Origin of the sequence: Aquipuribacter hungaricus (assembly GCF_037860755.1) — a bacterium.
GTDB classification, from domain to species: Bacteria; Actinomycetota; Actinomycetes; order Actinomycetales; family JBBAYJ01; genus Aquipuribacter; species Aquipuribacter hungaricus.
Genome location: NZ_JBBEOI010000085.1, coordinates 1 through 14,274, shown reverse-complemented (window position 1 = coordinate 14,274; position 14,274 = coordinate 1). Strand labels below are relative to the sequence as shown.

The following is a 14,274-nucleotide window of genomic DNA, read 5'->3' as shown; positions in this document are numbered from 1 at the left end:
GCCAGCCACGACACGGCCCTCGGCGCGGTCGCGTCGACCGGCTCGCCGAGGTCGCGCGCGGCGACGCTGCACCGCAGCGCCGGCTCCGGGGCCGGGTCCGGGGCCGGCTCGGAGGCCGGCTCGAGGGCCGGACCCACGTCGGGGACGCTCACCGGGGGACGCCGCCCAGCACCTGGACCGCGCCGGCGGGCCTCGCCCCCGAGCCGTCACGGCGCGCGTCCGGTCCCGGCAGCGTCACGGGCACGCCCGTCGCCCCGGCCGCCAGCGCCGGACCCACGCCCACCCAGGCGGCCAGCAGGACGTCCTCGTCCTTGAGGAAGCGGTGCACCCGCACCCCGCCCGTGCCGCGACCCTTGGCCGGGTAGAGCGCGAACGGCGTCACCTTGACCGAGGACGCGGGGCTGCCGGGCAGCCGCCCCGTGCTCCCGGCGGCCGTGACGACGACGACCTCCTCGACGGACCCGTCCGCGGCGTCGGCCCCGGCGTCCCCGTCGCCCTCGCCGGCGGGGCGGACCGCGCCGGCGAACAGCACCCGCGCACCCGGGGCGAGCCGCATCCCGGCCATGCCGCCCGCGGGACGGCCCTGCGGCCGGACGGCGGAGGCGGGGAAGCGCAGCAGGCTGGCGTCGTCGCTCACCACGACCAGCTCGTCGGGGTCGGCCACGTCGAAGGCGGCGACCACCTCGTCGCCGTCGGCCAGCCGGAGCACCTCCCACTCCTCGCGGCCCGGCGGGACCTCGGCGACGACCCGCTTGACGACGCCGCGGGCGGTGACCAGACCCGTGCCGCCGCCAGGGCGGGAGGGGGCCAGGTCGACGAGGCCGACGACGCGCTCGCCCGCGGCCAGCCCGGCGGCCTCGCTCACCGACACCCCGCCGGACAGGGTCACCGGGGACGCGGTCGAGGGCAGGGCGGGCAGGTCGACCACCGGCAGCCGCACGAGGCGCCCGGTGCTGGTCACCACGCCGACGTGCGCGCGGGCGCTCGTGGTGACCGCGGCGAGCATGGTGTCGTGGCGGCTGCGGTCGCGGGCCGTCCGGGGGAGCGCGAGCGGGCTCAGGTCGGCGGTGCGGGCGAGCAGCCCCGTCGCGCCCCACAGCACCCGGCACGGCTCGTCGGGCACCTCCAGGGCCGCCAGCGGCGCCCGCCCGCGCGGGGCCGGCACCTCCCCCCCCTCCAGGAGCACCGTCCGCCGGGGGGTGCCGTGCTCGGCGACGACGGCGTCGAGCTCGTCGGCGACCACGTCGCGCAGCCGCTCGTCGCTGCCCAGCAGCTCGCGCAGCCCCTCGATCCGGCCGAGCAGCTCGTCGCGGCGGGTCTCCAGCTCCAGGGTGGAGAAGCGGGTGAGCCGGCGCAGCCGCATCTCGAGGATGTGCTCCGCCTGGACCTGGGTGAGCTCGAACACCGTCATGAGGCGCTCGCGCGCCGTGCCCGAGTCGTCGCTGGTGCGGATCACCTGGATGACCTCGTCGATGTCGAGCACCGCGACGAGCAGGCCCTGCACCAGGTGCAGCTCCCGCTCGGCGACCGCGAGGCGGTGCGCGGTCCGGCGCCGCACCACGTCCAGGCGGAAGTCCACGTACACCCGCAGCAGCTCGCGCAGCCCGAGCGTCCGGGGCCGGCCGTCGACCAGGGCGACGGCGTTGACGCTGAACGCCTCCTCCAGCGGGGTCTGCCGGTACAGCTGCTGGAGCACCGCGTCGGGGTCGAAGCCGCTCTTGAGCTCCACGACGACACGCATCCCGCGGGTGCGGTCCGACAGGTCCGTCAGCGCGGCGATGCCGTCGAGCTTCTTGGCCTGCACCGCGTCCTTGATCTTCTCGATGAGCCGCTCCGGGCCGACGCCGTAGGGCAGCTCGGTCACGACGAGGCCCTTGCGGCGGGCGGTCACCGCCTCCACCTGCACCCGACCGCGCACCCGGAACGACCCGCGCCCGGTCTCGTAGGCCTCGCGCACCCCGTCCAGGCCGACGACGGTGCCGCCGGTGGGGAAGTCCGGGCCCGGGACGAACCGGCCCAGGTCCGCCGTCGTGGCCTGCGGGTGCCGGACCAGGTGACGGGCCGCCGCCACCACCTCGGCGAGGTTGTGCGGCGGCATGTTCGTCGCCATGCCCACCGCGATGCCGCTCGCGCCGTTGACCAGCAGGTTCGGGTACGCCGCGGGCAGCACCTCCGGCTGCTGGAGCGAGCCGTCGTAGTTGTCGACGGTGCCGACGACGTCCTCGTCGAGCCCGTCGGTGAGCAGGGTGGCCGCGGGCGCGGGGCGCACCTCGGTGTAGCGCGCGGCGGCCGGGCCCGCGTCGAGGGAGCCGAAGTTGCCGTGCCCGTCGACCAGGGGCAGGCGCATGGTGAACGGCTGCGCCATCCGGACGAGCGCGTCGTAGATCGCGCCGTCGCCGTGCGGGTGGAGCTTGCCCATGACGTCGCCGACGACGCGGGCGCTCTTGACGTGGCCGCGGTCGGGGCGCAGGCCCATCTCGGCCATCTGGTAGACGATCCGCCGCTGCACCGGCTTGAGGCCGTCGCGGGCGTCGGGCAGGGCGCGGGAGTAGATGACGGAGTAGGCGTACTCGAGGAACGCCCCCTGCATCTCCTCCTCGACGTCGATGTCGACGACGTGGCCGCCGGGGGGCACCTCGGGACCGCCGTCGGCAGGACCGGACCGGGGACCACGGCGCGCAGGGCTCACGGCACCCATCGTCCCCCAGGCCGGGAGGCCAGCAGGGGCACCACGCAGGGACGGCCACGGGTAGCGTCGGGCCGTGACCGGAGCGCAGCCCGCCGCGCCCTACCCCGCGCACTGGGAGGCCGACGTCGTGCTGCGCGACGGCGGGGTCGCCCACGTCCGCCCGGTCCGCCCCGACGACGCCGCGCGCATCGACCGGTTCCACGCCGCGCAGAGCGCCGAGAGCATCTACTTCCGCTTCTTCGCCCCCATGCCCCGGATCAGCCCGGCGGACATGCGCCGCTTCGTCCACGTCGACCACGTCCGCCGGGTCGGCCTCGTCGCCACGGTGCGCGACGAGATCGTCGGCATCGGCCGCTACGAGGGCGGCGACGGCCCCGGCGCCCCGCGCTCTGCGGAGGTGGCCTTCAACATCGCCGACAGCCACCGGGGCCGGGGGATCGGCTCGGTGCTGCTGGAGCACCTGGCGGCCGCGGCTCGCGAGAACGGCTTCACCAGCTTCACCGCGGACGTGCTGCCGACCAACCAGCGCATGCTCGGCGTCTTCCGCGAGGCCGGCTACGAGGTCGACCACCACCTGGACGACGGCATCATCGAGGTGTCCTTCGACATCGACCCGACCGAGCGCTCGCGGGACGTCATGGCCGCCCGGGAGCACCGCGCGGAGTCCCTGAGCATGCGGGCCCTGCTCAACGCCCGCTCGGTCGTCGTGGTCGGGGCGAGCCGGGACGCCAGCTCCTTCGGCGCCCGCGTGCTCGGGGCGATCACCGAGGGCCGGTTCGCCGGGCCGGTGCACGTGGTCAACCGCGAGGCGTTCGAGGTGGGCGGCAGCGTGGCCTACGCCGCGGTGTCCGACGTCCCCGGCCCGGTCGACCTGGCCGTCGTCACGGTCCCCGCGGCGTCGGTCGCCGAGGTGCTCGCCCAGTGCGTCGACCTCGGCGTCAAGGGCGCCGTGGTGGTCTCCAGCGGCTTCGCCGAGGACGGCCCCGAGGGCGTCGCGCGCCAGCACGAGCTCGTCCGCCTGGCCCGGGCCAGCGGCATCCGGGTCATCGGCCCCAACAGCTTCGGCATCATCAACACCGACCCGACGGTGAGCCTCAACGCCTCCGTCGCGCCCACGATGCCCGGTGCCGGGGCGCTCGCGCTGTTCAGCCAGTCCGGCGGGCTCGGGGTCGCGGTCCTGTCCAGCGCCGACCGGCGGGGCCTCGGCCTGTCGTCGTTCCTGTCCGCCGGCAACCGCGCGGACGTGTCCGGCAACGACGCGCTGCAGTACTGGCTCGACGACCCCCGCACGTCCGTGGTCGGGCTGTACCTGGAGAGCGTCGGCAACCCCCGCAAGTTCTCCCGGATCGCCCGCCAGCTCGCCCGGGTCAAGCCGACCATCGTCGTCAAGAGCGGGGTCAGCGAGTACGGCGTGCCGCCCGGCCACGAGGTCCGGGAGTCGATGGCCCCGCCGGAGGCGTTCGACGCCATGCTCCGCCAGGCCGGCGTCATCCGGACCGAGAACCTCCACCAGCTCTTCGACGTCGCCCAGGTGGTGCTGCACCAGCCGCTGCCCGCCGGGGACCGGGTGGCCGTGGTCGGCAACTCCCCGGCGCTCAGCGCGCTCGCCGCCGACGCCTGCGCCTCGTGGGGGCTCACGGTCGTGGGGGAGCCGGTGTCCGTGCGCTCGGAGGCGACGGCGGAGGAGTTCGACGCGGCGCTGGCCCGGGTCTACGCCCGCGACGACGTGGACGCCGTGGTGGCCAGCTTCATCCCGCCGCTGCAGGTGGCCACCGACGACATCCAGCTCGCGCTGCAGCGGCGCGCCGACGGCTCCGGCCGCACCACGGTCGCCTGCTTCATCGGCCCGCGGCTGGTCGGGTCCACCACCGAGGACCGGCCGCCGGTGCCGGCCTACCCGCTGCCCGAGGACGCCGTGCGCGCCCTGGCCTCCGTGGTCCGCTACGCCGAGTGGCGCCGCCGCGAGACCGGGCCGCTCGTCGACCCCCCGGGCGTGGACAGCCGGGCGGCCCGGGCGCTGGTCGACGGCGCGCTCGCCGACAGCCCCGACGGCCGCGCCCTCACGCGCGAGGAGGTCGGCCGGCTGCTCGGCTGCTACGGCGTGCAGGTGTGGGCGTCGCAGGAGGTCGAGGACCCCGAGCAGGCGGTGCGGGCGGCCCGGGACACCGGCTACCCCGTCGTGCTCAAGGCCTCCCGGCTGCGGCACCGCCTGGACACCGGCGGGATCCGCCTCAACATCGACGACGACGACGCGCTGCGGGCCGGCGTGGAGGGGATGCTCGCCGAGCTGGGCAGCCACTCCGGACCGCTGCTCGTCCAGCACATGGCGCCCCGCGGCGTCTCGACGGTGCTGAGCACGGTGGAGGACCCGCTGTTCGGGCCCATCGTCAGCTTCGGCCTGGCCGGGGACGCCATCGACCTGCTCGGCGACGTCGCCCACCGGATCCCGCCGCTGACCACGACCGACGTCCACGACCTCGTCCGTGGCGTCAAGGCCGCGCCCCGGCTGTTCGGCCACGGCGGCAGGCCCGCCGTCGACGTCGACGCCCTCGAGGACGTGGTCGCACGGGTGTCCCGCCTGGCCGAGGACCTGCCGCAGGTCGCCTCGCTGCGGCTGCAGCCGGTCCACGTGCACCCGGGCGGGGTGGCCGTGCTCGACGCCACCGCCTGGGTGGCCGAGCCCGCGACCCGTGCCGACGGCGGGCGGCGGGCCCTGCTCCCGCTGCCCTGAGCGGGGGACGCGTCCCCAGGTCCGACGCGGCGACCCCCGCCCGGGTGCGAGGATGCGGGTGTGCGTGACACCCGACCCGGCACCCGCCGCGGCACCGACCCCGACCTGCCGGCCGGGCTGACGCGAGCCATCGAGCGGGCGGGCTACTACCCGGCCGTCGTCTGCGACGTCGTCCGGACGGCCGTCGCCGGCGAGGAGGCCGTCGACCACTTCGTCCACCCGGAGACGACGTTCGACGAGGGGGACCAGGTCCGCCGCCACGTCACGGTCCTCGTCCTCACCCCGACCCGGCTCATCGTCGCCCACGCCGACGACCACAGCGACGGCGACGGCCACGGCGTCGGCGGGCCGGCGCACCCGGACTCGCCCGTCCGCGCGGCCGACGCCGGGCGCACGTACGCCGCCGCGAGCACCGAGGCCGTCCCCCTGGACCGGGTCACCGCGGTCGTCCTCACCCACGTCGTCGACCGCCCCGAGCGCTACCGCCCCGGCGGCCTGCCCCGCGAGGTGACCCTGGGCGTGGCCTGGGGCATCGCCAGCCGGGTCGACCTGGAGCCCGCCGGGTGCGCGGACCCCGAGTGCGACGCCGACCACGGCTACACCGGCAGCGTCACCGGCGACGACCTGTCGCTGCGGGTGAGCGCCGAGGCCGAGGGCCACGACGCGGTCGAGGAGGCCATGCGGTTCGCGCGGGCGCTGTCGGCCGCGACGTCCCGGCCCCGGGTGTGACCGCGCCCGGCGCGGGCACCGGCACCGTCAGGACCCCCGTGCGGGGGACGACCGCGGGCGCGGCCCGGACCGTGGCCGAGGTCGCCGTGGTGCCGGACTACGACGGGGACTCCCTGGCCCGGCTGCTGCCGTCGGTGGCCGGTGCCGTCGGTGTCGACGGCTTCACCGACACCCTCGCTCTGGGGACCTACCCGCGGGTCTGCACGGTGCTCGTCGACGGGCTGGGCGCGCGGCTGCTCGCCGAGCGGGGCGGGCACGCCCCGTTCCTGCGCCGGGCGTCGAGGTCGCAGCCGGACGGTGCGCCGGCGGAGCTGCGGACCGCCGTCCCGTCGACGACGGCGACCGCCTTGGCTTCGTACGGCACCGGCTGCGCCCCCGGCCAGCACGGCGTCGTCGGCTACCGGGCGTTCCGGCCGGGCACGACGGACGTGGTCAACCACCTGCAGTGGCCCGGTGACCTCGACCCCCTGGCCTGGCAGGCCCGCGCGACGGTGTTCGAGCGGGTCGCGGCCACCGGGGTCCCCACGACGATGGTGGGGCCCGCCGCGTTCGAGGGGTCAGGCCTCACCCGGGCGGCGCTGCGCGGGCCCGCCTACGTCCGCGCCGAGACCCTGGACGCCCGGGTCGACGCCGCGGTGGCCGCCCTGTCGGCCACGCCGCAGGCGATGGTCAACGTGTACTGGGGCGACATCGACAAGACCGGGCACGCGCGCGGCTGGCTGTCGCACGAGTGGGCCTCGCAGCTGGAGCGCGTAGACGCCGCCCTGCAGGCCCTGCGGCGCCGCGCCCCGAAGGACGCCCTCGTCGTCGTCACCGCCGACCACGGCATGGTCGACTGCCCCCGCGGCTCGATGATCGACGTCGCGGAGCACCCGTCGCTGCGCACCGACGTGCTCGGCACCGCGGGCGAGCCGCGCCTGGTGCAGCTGCGCACCGCGCCCGGGGCGGCCCAGGACGTCGCCGCGCGCTGGCGCGACGTCGCGGGGGACCGCGCGTGGGTGCTGACGAGCGACGAGGCCCTGGCCGCCGGCTGGTTCGGGGCCGACGCCGACCCCGCCGTCATGGCCCGGGTGGGCGAGGTGCTCGTGGCCGCCCGCGACGACGTGGCGGTCGTCGACAGCGCCTCGCCCGACGCGACCGCGCTGTCGATGGTCGGCCAGCACGGCTCGCTCACCGACGCCGAGACCGCCGTGCCGCTGCTGCGGCTCACGGCCTGACCGCCTGCCCGACCGCGCCCGACCGCACCCGACCGCACCCGACCGACCGCACCCGCCCGACCGCACCCGCCGGGCGGCTGCCCGGGACGGGCGGGCCCGCCGCGGGCGGTAGCGTCGCCCGTCATGGCCGAGCTCGTCTTCTTCTGCGGGACGATGGACTCCGGCAAGTCGACCCTGGCCCTCCAGGTCGACCACACCCGTGCCGCCCGCGGCCTGGTCGGCATGCTGTTCACCCGCCGCGACCGGGCCGGGCGCGGCCGGCTCAGCAGCAGGCTGGGGCTCGAGCGGCCGGCCCGCGAGGTCGCCGAGGACGACGACCTGTGGACGGCCGTGGTCGACGAGCGGCTCGCGGGCCGCCGGACCGACTACCTGGTCTGCGACGAGGCGCAGTTCTACACCCCGGCGCAGGTCGACCAGCTGGCCCGCGTCGTCGACGAGCTGGGCATCGACGTCTTCGCGTTCGGCATCACCAGCGACTTCCGGGCCCGCCTGTTCCCCGGCTCGCAGCGCCTCGTCGAGCTCGCCGACCGCGTCGAGGCGCTGCAGGTGGCGGCGCTGTGCTGGTGCGGCGCCCGGGGCACCCACAACGCCCGCACCGTGCACGGGCGCATGGTCGTCGACGGCGCCCAGGTGGTCGTGGGAGACGTCACGGCGGCGGAGGACGGCGCGCCTGGCGCGGCCGGGCCGACCGGGTCGCCGGCCGAGGACGACGTGGCCTACGAGGTCCTCTGCCGCCGGCACTTCATGCGCCGGATGACGGCGGGGGCGGCGCGGGCCGCCGAGCTGTCGCCGGACGTGCTGCCGTGGTCGCCCGAGCAGTGCCCGATCGACCCGTACGCGCAGCTCGCCGTGCTGCCCGAGGCGCTCGAGGGCTGAGCGGGCCGCTCAGCCGTCCTCACGCTTGGCGCCGAACACGATCTCGTCCCAGCTGGGCACGGCGGAGCGCCGCCGTCGAGAGCGCCGGTCGCCGGCGGCCACCGCCTGCTGGCGGGCGGGCCGGGCGTCCTGGCCCGCGGCCCGCGCGCCGGGCTGGTCGAGCTCGAGGTCGCTGAGCAGGTCCGGCTCGATGCTCACCGACGTGTCGTCCGGGCCCACCCGGCCGGCGGCCACGACCCGCAGGCCGGCGGCGCGCCGGTGGTCCTCGTCAGTCGCGTCATCAGCCCGCGCACGGTCGGCCGCGTCGTCGTCCTCGGCGCGGTCCGCGTCGTCGCCACCGGACGAGCCGGCGACCACGGTGCCGGCCACGACGGCGCCCGCGACCAGCGCGCCGGCCACCACGGCACCGACCACGCCGCCGCCGGTGTGCTCGTCCTCACGGGCCTGGTGGGGACCACCCTCGTCGACGCCGCCGCGGTCAGCGTCCAGGTCGCGAGCGTCGTCGTCACGGCCGTCGGGCGCACGGCCGTCGAGCGCACGGCCGTCGACGACGCGACCCTGGCCGTCACCGGCCTCGGCAGCGGCAGGATGGACGGCAGCGTCCTCGCCGGCTTCCTGACCGGTCCCCGGCGCGGCCGGGCGGGTGACGGGACGGCGGCCACGCTGGCGGGCCAGGGCGTCGAGCAGCTCCACCGTGCCGCCGCGGCCCACGGGGGCCGCCGCGGACGGGCGCTCGACGTCGAACACGTTCTCGCGCACGGCGCTGAGCCGGCGGCGGCGCTCGACGCCGGTGAGCCGCTCGGCCTCGGCGTCGACGGGCTCCAGGGAGCGGGTCGAGGTGTCGAAGCCCCAGGTCGCCTCGGTGCGGTCGGTCCGGTCGCCGGGCCCGGTCGTCACGACGACCTGCCAGCGGGTGCCGTCGACCCGGCGGGAGTCCCAGCCGATGTCGTCGACGTCGTGGCCCTCGCCGGTGAGCACCTCGACGACCACGCGCTCGAGGTCGAGCGTCGGGTCGCCGCCGCGGTCGACCGGGGTCTTCCGGGCCAGGTCGGCCACGTGGGCGCGCTCGGCGAGGACCGGGCCCTCGAAGCGGCGGACGAAGTCGACGTCGAGGCCGGTCTGGGTGGCGACCTCCTGGGCGTCGGCGCCGGCGCGGATCCGGGCCTGCACCTCGCGCGGGCCCGGGCGGTCGGGGCCGGCGGGCGGGGCGTGGGTGCCGTTGCGGGAGCGCCGCACCGCGGAGCGGACCTGCTCGTCCACGGCGAGGGAGAAGCGGCGGCCGTCCCCGGTCATCAGGACGAGGGAGCCGTCGCCGGCGACCTCGACGAGCCTGAGGGTGTCCATCCGTGCCTCCGTCCCGGTGTCACGGCACGCGCGCCGTGACGTCCGAGCCGCAACTGTGCCACCGCGGCGGGCCCGTCCCGCCCAACCGGGGCCGTGTGTCGGTGGGGGACCCGGCGTGCCCGGCGCCACGGCGCGGGCGAGGATGGGCGGGTGACCTCCACCCCTGCCGACCTGGCCCCCTACGACGCCCTGCTCCTGCTGTCCTTCGGCGGCCCGGAGGGGCCCGACGACGTCATGCCGTTCCTGGAGAACGTCACCCGGGGGCGCGGCATCCCCCGCGAGCGGCTCGCCGACGTCGCGGAGCACTACCTGCACTTCGGCGGCCGCAGCCCGATCAACGACCAGAACCGCGCGCTCCTGGCGGCCCTGAGCACCGAGCTGGGCTCCCGCGGCGTGGACCTGCCGCTGTACTGGGGCAACCGGAACTGGGACCCCTACCTCACCGACACCCTGCGCGAGGCCCACGAGGCCGGCGCCCGGCGCGTGCTCGCGGTCATCACGTCGGCGTACTCCTCGTACTCCGGCTGCCGGCAGTACCGCGAGGACGTCGCGGCCTCCGTCATCGCGCTGGCCGCCGAGGGCCGCGCCGTCGAGGTCGACAAGGTCCGCCACTACTTCAACACCCCCGGCTTCGTCGGGGCCAACGCCGACGGGGTCGTCGCGGCCTACGGGCGCCTCGAGCCCGGCCTGCGCGAGGGCGCCCGGCTGGTCTTCGTCACCCACTCCGTGCCCGACGTCATGGAGGAGGCCTCCGGCCCGGCCGGCGGCGCCTACAGCGAACAGCACCGGCAGGCCTGCGCCGCGGTCGCCGAGGAGGCCGGCCGGGCGCTGGGGACCACGCCCGCGTGGGACCTCGTCTACTGCTCCCGCTCCGGCCCGCCCACCCAGCCGTGGCTCGAGCCCGACGTCAACGACCACCTGCGCGCGCTGCACGCCCAGGGCGTCCCCGCCGTCGTCGTGTCCCCGGTCGGCTTCGTGTCCGACCACATGGAGGTCGTGTTCGACATCGACACCGAGGCCGAGGAGACCGCCCGGGAGATCGGGCTGCCGTTCCAGCGGGCCGCGACCGTCGGCACCGCGCCGGCCTTCGTCGCCCAGCTCGTCGACCTCATGGCCGAGCGCGCCGAGGTCGCCCGCGGCGGGCAGCCCGGCCAGCCGGCACTCGGCCCGTGGGGCCCCAGCCACTCCGTCTGCCCGGTCGGCTGCTGCCGCAACACCCGCGCCGAGAAGCCCGCGGCGTGCGGCGAGGACTGGCAGCAGCCGGTCCTGGCGGGCGGCACGACCGGCGCCGCAGGCGGCCGTGACGCCGTCCTCGGCTGACCCGGTGGACACCACCCACGGCACGCACAGCAGCCGGGTCACCGACGGCACCCGCGGCACGGACAGCAGCCACGTCACGGACGGGCACCCGCTCCCGCCGGGCACCGACCCGGAGCAGCTCCGGCTGCTCGCCGTGCGCCTGGCCGCCGAGGCGGGGCGGCTGCTGCTCGAGCACCGCCGCGGGGTGGTGTCGGTGGCGCGCACCAAGTCCACCGCCACCGACGTCGTCACCGCCGCGGACCTCGCGGCCGAGCGGCGGGTGCGCGAGCTGCTGGCCGCCGAGCGCCCGGACGACGGCGTGCTCGGCGAGGAGGAGGCCGCCCTGACCGGCACGAGCGGGCTCACCTGGGTCGTCGACCCGCTCGACGGCACCGTCAACTACCTCTACGGCACGGGCAGCTACGCCGTGAGCGTGGCCGTGGTCGCCGGCCCGCCCCGTCCGGACGCCTGGCGCGCCGTCGCCGGGGCGGTGCTGGACGTCGAGCGGGGGCAGACCTTCTCGGCCACCGCCGGGGGAGGGGCCCGCCTCGACGGGCCGCTGCCGGGGGGCGAGCACGCCGACGGCCTGCCGCTGGAGGCCTCGGGCTGCACGAGCCTGGCCGCCTGTCTGCTCGGCACCGGCTTCGGCTACGACGCGGGGGTCCGGGCCGAGCAGGGCCGGGCCGTGGCGGAGCTGCTGCCCCGGGTGCGCGACGTGCGCCGGGTCGGTGCCGCTGCGCTCGACCTGTGCATGGTCGCCGCGGGCCGCCTGGACGCCTACGTCGAGCGGGGCCTGCACCCGTGGGACCACGCCGCCGGGGTGCTCGTCGCCCGGGAGGCCGGCGCCGTGGTCACCGGTCCCGACGGGGGACCGGTCGACGCGCGGCTCTGCGTGGCCGCGGCCCCCGGGGTGGCCGCCGAGCTGGACCGCGCCGTGCGCGAGAGCGGCTACTCCCCGCACCACCTGCCCTGACGGCACCTGCCCTCATGGCCCCGGCCCGCTGGTGCCGGGGCGGCGGGTAGGGCACAATCCGCGCGCGACCTCTCTCGGGCATCATTACCGGCCCACGAGCGTTGGCGTGACAGCCCCAGCGGGACCGGTGGGGCGAGGACATCCCAGACGGAGTGTGACGACGCCAGTGGCGACCGACTACGACGCACCGCGCAAGACAGAAGAAGACTCCGAGGACTCGATCGAGGAGCTCAAGGCCCGCCGGGGCGACGCGAAGACCGGCCAGGTCGACGAGGACGAGACGGACGCCGCCGAGGGCTTCGAGCTGCCCGGCGCCGACCTGTCCAACGAGGACCTCTCGGTCCAGGTCCTCCCCGCCCAGCAGGACGAGTTCACCTGCGGCTCCTGCTTCCTGGTGCACCACCGCAGCCAGCTCGTCGGTGAGAAGGACGGGCTGCCGATCTGCTCCGAGTGCGCCTGAGCGCACCGCACCACCCGGCCGTCCGCCACGGGGACGGCGCCCACGGCCGTCCCCGGTGACCGGGGGCGGCCGCCGGCACGTCCGGGGACGGGGACCGAGGAGGCCTAGGACCCCTGCAGGCTCTCCGCGCGCAGGCTCGCGGCCAGCCGCCGCGGCTGCCGGGTGCTGACCAGCCAGTAGGGGACCCGGTCGCGGGTGTCGGCGACCTCGGCGCGCACGCCGGTGGCCACCCAGCCCCGGATGCAGAGGTGGGCACGGGCGTCCAGCGCCGGCCCGAGGGCGACCTTCATGCCGGCCGGGTCCAGGGGCTCCAGGTCGCCCAGCGCGGAGGCCGGGATCCGCGCCTCGCCGGCCTGCAGCCACAGCCCCGCGCCGGGCTCCGGCTCGACGACCCGGACCACCGGGCTCCACTGGCGCAGCAGCAGGAAGGTCCCCAGCAGCGCCACGACCCCGACGGCGGCGGCGAAGCCCAGCGAGGTCGCGGGGATGAACACCACGCCCAGCGTGACCGCGACGAGGGCGCCCCAGGTCCAGACCCAGGCCGCCGGCCACAGCCGCTCGGAGTAGACGGTACGCACGGGACAAGGGTCCCACGGCGCTGGCTAGAGTCGTCGGGTGCACCCCGCCGACGACGTCCCTGCCACCAGGCCGTCGTCGCCGCCCGCCGACCCGTGGGACGGCGCGGTCGTGGACGTCCTCGTCCGCCGCCTCGCCGACGTGCCGCTGCCGGCCCGTGCCCGCCCCGGCGACGCCGGGCTCGACCTGGTCTGCACCGAGGACGTCGAGCTGGCCCCGGGGGAGCGGGCGACCGTCGGCACGGGCCTGGCCCTCGCGCTGCCCGTGGGCACGGCGGCGTTCGTGCTGCCGCGCTCCGGCCTGGCCGCACGCCACGGCGTCACGGTCCTCAACGCCCCCGGGACCGTCGACGCGGGGTACCGCGGCGAGGTCCGGGTCACCCTTCTCAACACCAGCACCACGACCCCGGTCCGGCTGAGCGCCGGGGACCGCGTCGCCCAGCTCGTCGTCATGGAGCTCCCCGCCGTCCACCTCGTCGAGGTCGACCGGCTCCCGGGCTCCGGGCGCGGCGAGGGCGGCTTCGGCTCCACCGGCACGGCGGCCGTCACCACGTCTCCCGCGGGCCCGGCCGGCAGTGCCGGCCCAGCCCACCCCGACCTCGGAGGACTCCTGCAGTGACCCCCTTCTGGAACGCCCGCACCCGGCCCGACCCCAGCCAGCCGGTCGCCGCCGAGCGGGGTGCCCTGTCGCCCCCCACCGGACCGCTCGACGTGGGCGACCCCGGGGTGAGCACCGAGGGCTACCTCGACCTCGGCGCGTTCCGCCTGCCCGCCCGCCAGGACCTGAAGATCCGGCTCGACGTGGACAAGACCAGCGGCGCCGTGGCCGCGGTGACGGTCCAGGCCGACGCCTCGTCCGTCCAGCTCACCGCCTTCGCCGCGCCCCGCAGCGCCGGCGTCTGGGACGAGGTGCGGCCGGAGATCGCCGCGGCGGTCAGCGGCGGCGGCGGCCAGACCGAGGAGCGCGAGGGCAGCTTCGGCACCGAGCTCGTCGCCCGGGTGCCCACGACGCTGCCCGACGGGCGCCGGGTGCTGCAGGTGCAGCGCTTCTGCGGCGTCGACGGGCCCCGCTGGTTCGTCCGGGCCGTGTTCTCCGGCCCCGAGGTGCTCCAGTCCGTCGGGGCGACCCTGCCCGAGGAGCTGGCGTCCCGCGGCCGCGGCGCCGACCTGGAGGACCTGGTCCGCTCGGTCGTCGTCGTGCGCGGCACCGACCCGATGGCGCCGCGCGAGCCGCTGCCGCTGCGCGTCCCCGAGACCGCGCGCCGGGTCCCGACCCCGCCGGCCCAGGTCGCGCCGCCGGCCCAGGTCGCGCAGCCCGGGCAGCCGACCGCAGCGGTCGAGCAGGGCGGCCAGGCCCCCGCGCAGCAGGCCAAGTCGGATC

Annotated in this window: 12 protein-coding genes; 9 read left to right on the top strand and 3 right to left on the bottom strand. The window is 77.1% G+C overall.

Annotation, left to right across the window (positions count from 1 at the left end; genetic code table 11):
• Nucleotides 1–148 precede the first annotated feature (148 nt).
• Nucleotides 149–2,590 (bottom strand): DNA gyrase/topoisomerase IV subunit A, encoded by a 2,442-nt coding sequence (locus tag WCS02_RS10635; RefSeq protein WP_340292858.1) that lies wholly within the window; start codon nt 2,588–2,590, stop codon nt 149–151.
• Between the two features lie 172 nt (nt 2,591–2,762).
• Between WCS02_RS10635 and WCS02_RS10630 the strand changes: the two genes are divergently transcribed.
• From WCS02_RS10630 to WCS02_RS10615, 4 genes are all read left to right on the top strand, one after another.
• Complete coding sequence (locus WCS02_RS10630; protein WP_340292855.1) at nt 2,763–5,420, top strand: bifunctional acetate--CoA ligase family protein/GNAT family N-acetyltransferase; 2,658 nt, start codon at nt 2,763–2,765, stop codon at nt 5,418–5,420.
• Between the two features lie 60 nt (nt 5,421–5,480).
• Nucleotides 5,481–6,149, top strand: coding sequence for a DUF5998 family protein (locus tag WCS02_RS10625; RefSeq protein ID WP_340292854.1), 669 nt, complete (start codon nt 5,481–5,483; stop codon nt 6,147–6,149).
• A 38-nt stretch (nt 6,150–6,187) separates the two neighbouring features.
• The gene (locus tag WCS02_RS10620) at nt 6,188–7,366 is read left to right on the top strand and encodes an alkaline phosphatase family protein (RefSeq protein ID WP_340292853.1); all 1,179 of its coding nucleotides are present in this window, start codon (nt 6,188–6,190) and stop codon (nt 7,364–7,366) included.
• 123 nt (nt 7,367–7,489) lie between these two features.
• The gene (locus WCS02_RS10615) at nt 7,490–8,242 is read left to right on the top strand and encodes a thymidine kinase (protein WP_340292852.1); all 753 of its coding nucleotides are present in this window, start codon (nt 7,490–7,492) and stop codon (nt 8,240–8,242) included.
• A 9-nt stretch (nt 8,243–8,251) separates the two neighbouring features.
• On the opposite strand, the gene sepH is transcribed toward WCS02_RS10615, so the two are convergent.
• The gene (gene sepH / locus WCS02_RS10610; protein ID WP_340292851.1) at nt 8,252–9,586 is read right to left on the bottom strand and encodes a septation protein SepH; all 1,335 of its coding nucleotides are present in this window, start codon (nt 9,584–9,586) and stop codon (nt 8,252–8,254) included.
• A gap of 150 nt (nt 9,587–9,736) precedes the next feature.
• Between sepH and WCS02_RS10605 the strand changes: the two genes are divergently transcribed.
• From WCS02_RS10605 to WCS02_RS10595, 3 genes are all read left to right on the top strand, one after another.
• Entirely contained in the window at nt 9,737–10,906 is a 1,170-nt protein-coding gene (locus tag WCS02_RS10605) for a ferrochelatase (protein ID WP_340292850.1), read from the top strand.
• Between the two features lie 4 nt (nt 10,907–10,910).
• Nucleotides 10,911–11,858, top strand: a complete 948-nt coding sequence (locus tag WCS02_RS10600) for an inositol monophosphatase family protein (RefSeq protein WP_340292849.1) — start codon at nt 10,911–10,913, stop codon at nt 11,856–11,858.
• Nucleotides 11,859–12,024: 166 nt separating this feature from the next.
• Nucleotides 12,025–12,318 carry a DUF4193 domain-containing protein gene (locus tag WCS02_RS10595; RefSeq protein ID WP_340292857.1) on the top strand — a complete coding sequence of 98 codons (294 nt, stop codon included), beginning with the start codon at nt 12,025–12,027 and terminating at the stop codon, nt 12,316–12,318.
• A 104-nt stretch (nt 12,319–12,422) separates the two neighbouring features.
• Here the strand turns inward: WCS02_RS10595 and WCS02_RS10590 are convergent, their stop codons facing one another.
• Nucleotides 12,423–12,896: a DUF3093 domain-containing protein gene (locus WCS02_RS10590; protein ID WP_340292847.1), complete on the bottom strand. Its 474-nt coding sequence runs from the start codon at nt 12,894–12,896 to the stop codon at nt 12,423–12,425.
• A 37-nt stretch (nt 12,897–12,933) separates the two neighbouring features.
• Here WCS02_RS10590 and dut point away from each other — a divergent pair, with 37 nt between their 5' ends.
• On the top strand, nt 12,934–13,512 hold the full coding sequence (gene dut / locus WCS02_RS10585; protein WP_376983661.1) for a dUTP diphosphatase: 579 nt from the start codon (nt 12,934–12,936) through the stop codon (nt 13,510–13,512).
• On the top strand, nt 13,509–14,274 hold a 766-nt coding region (locus tag WCS02_RS10580; protein ID WP_340292845.1), incomplete at its 3' end, for a DUF3710 domain-containing protein. The genes dut and WCS02_RS10580, both read left to right, overlap by 4 nt.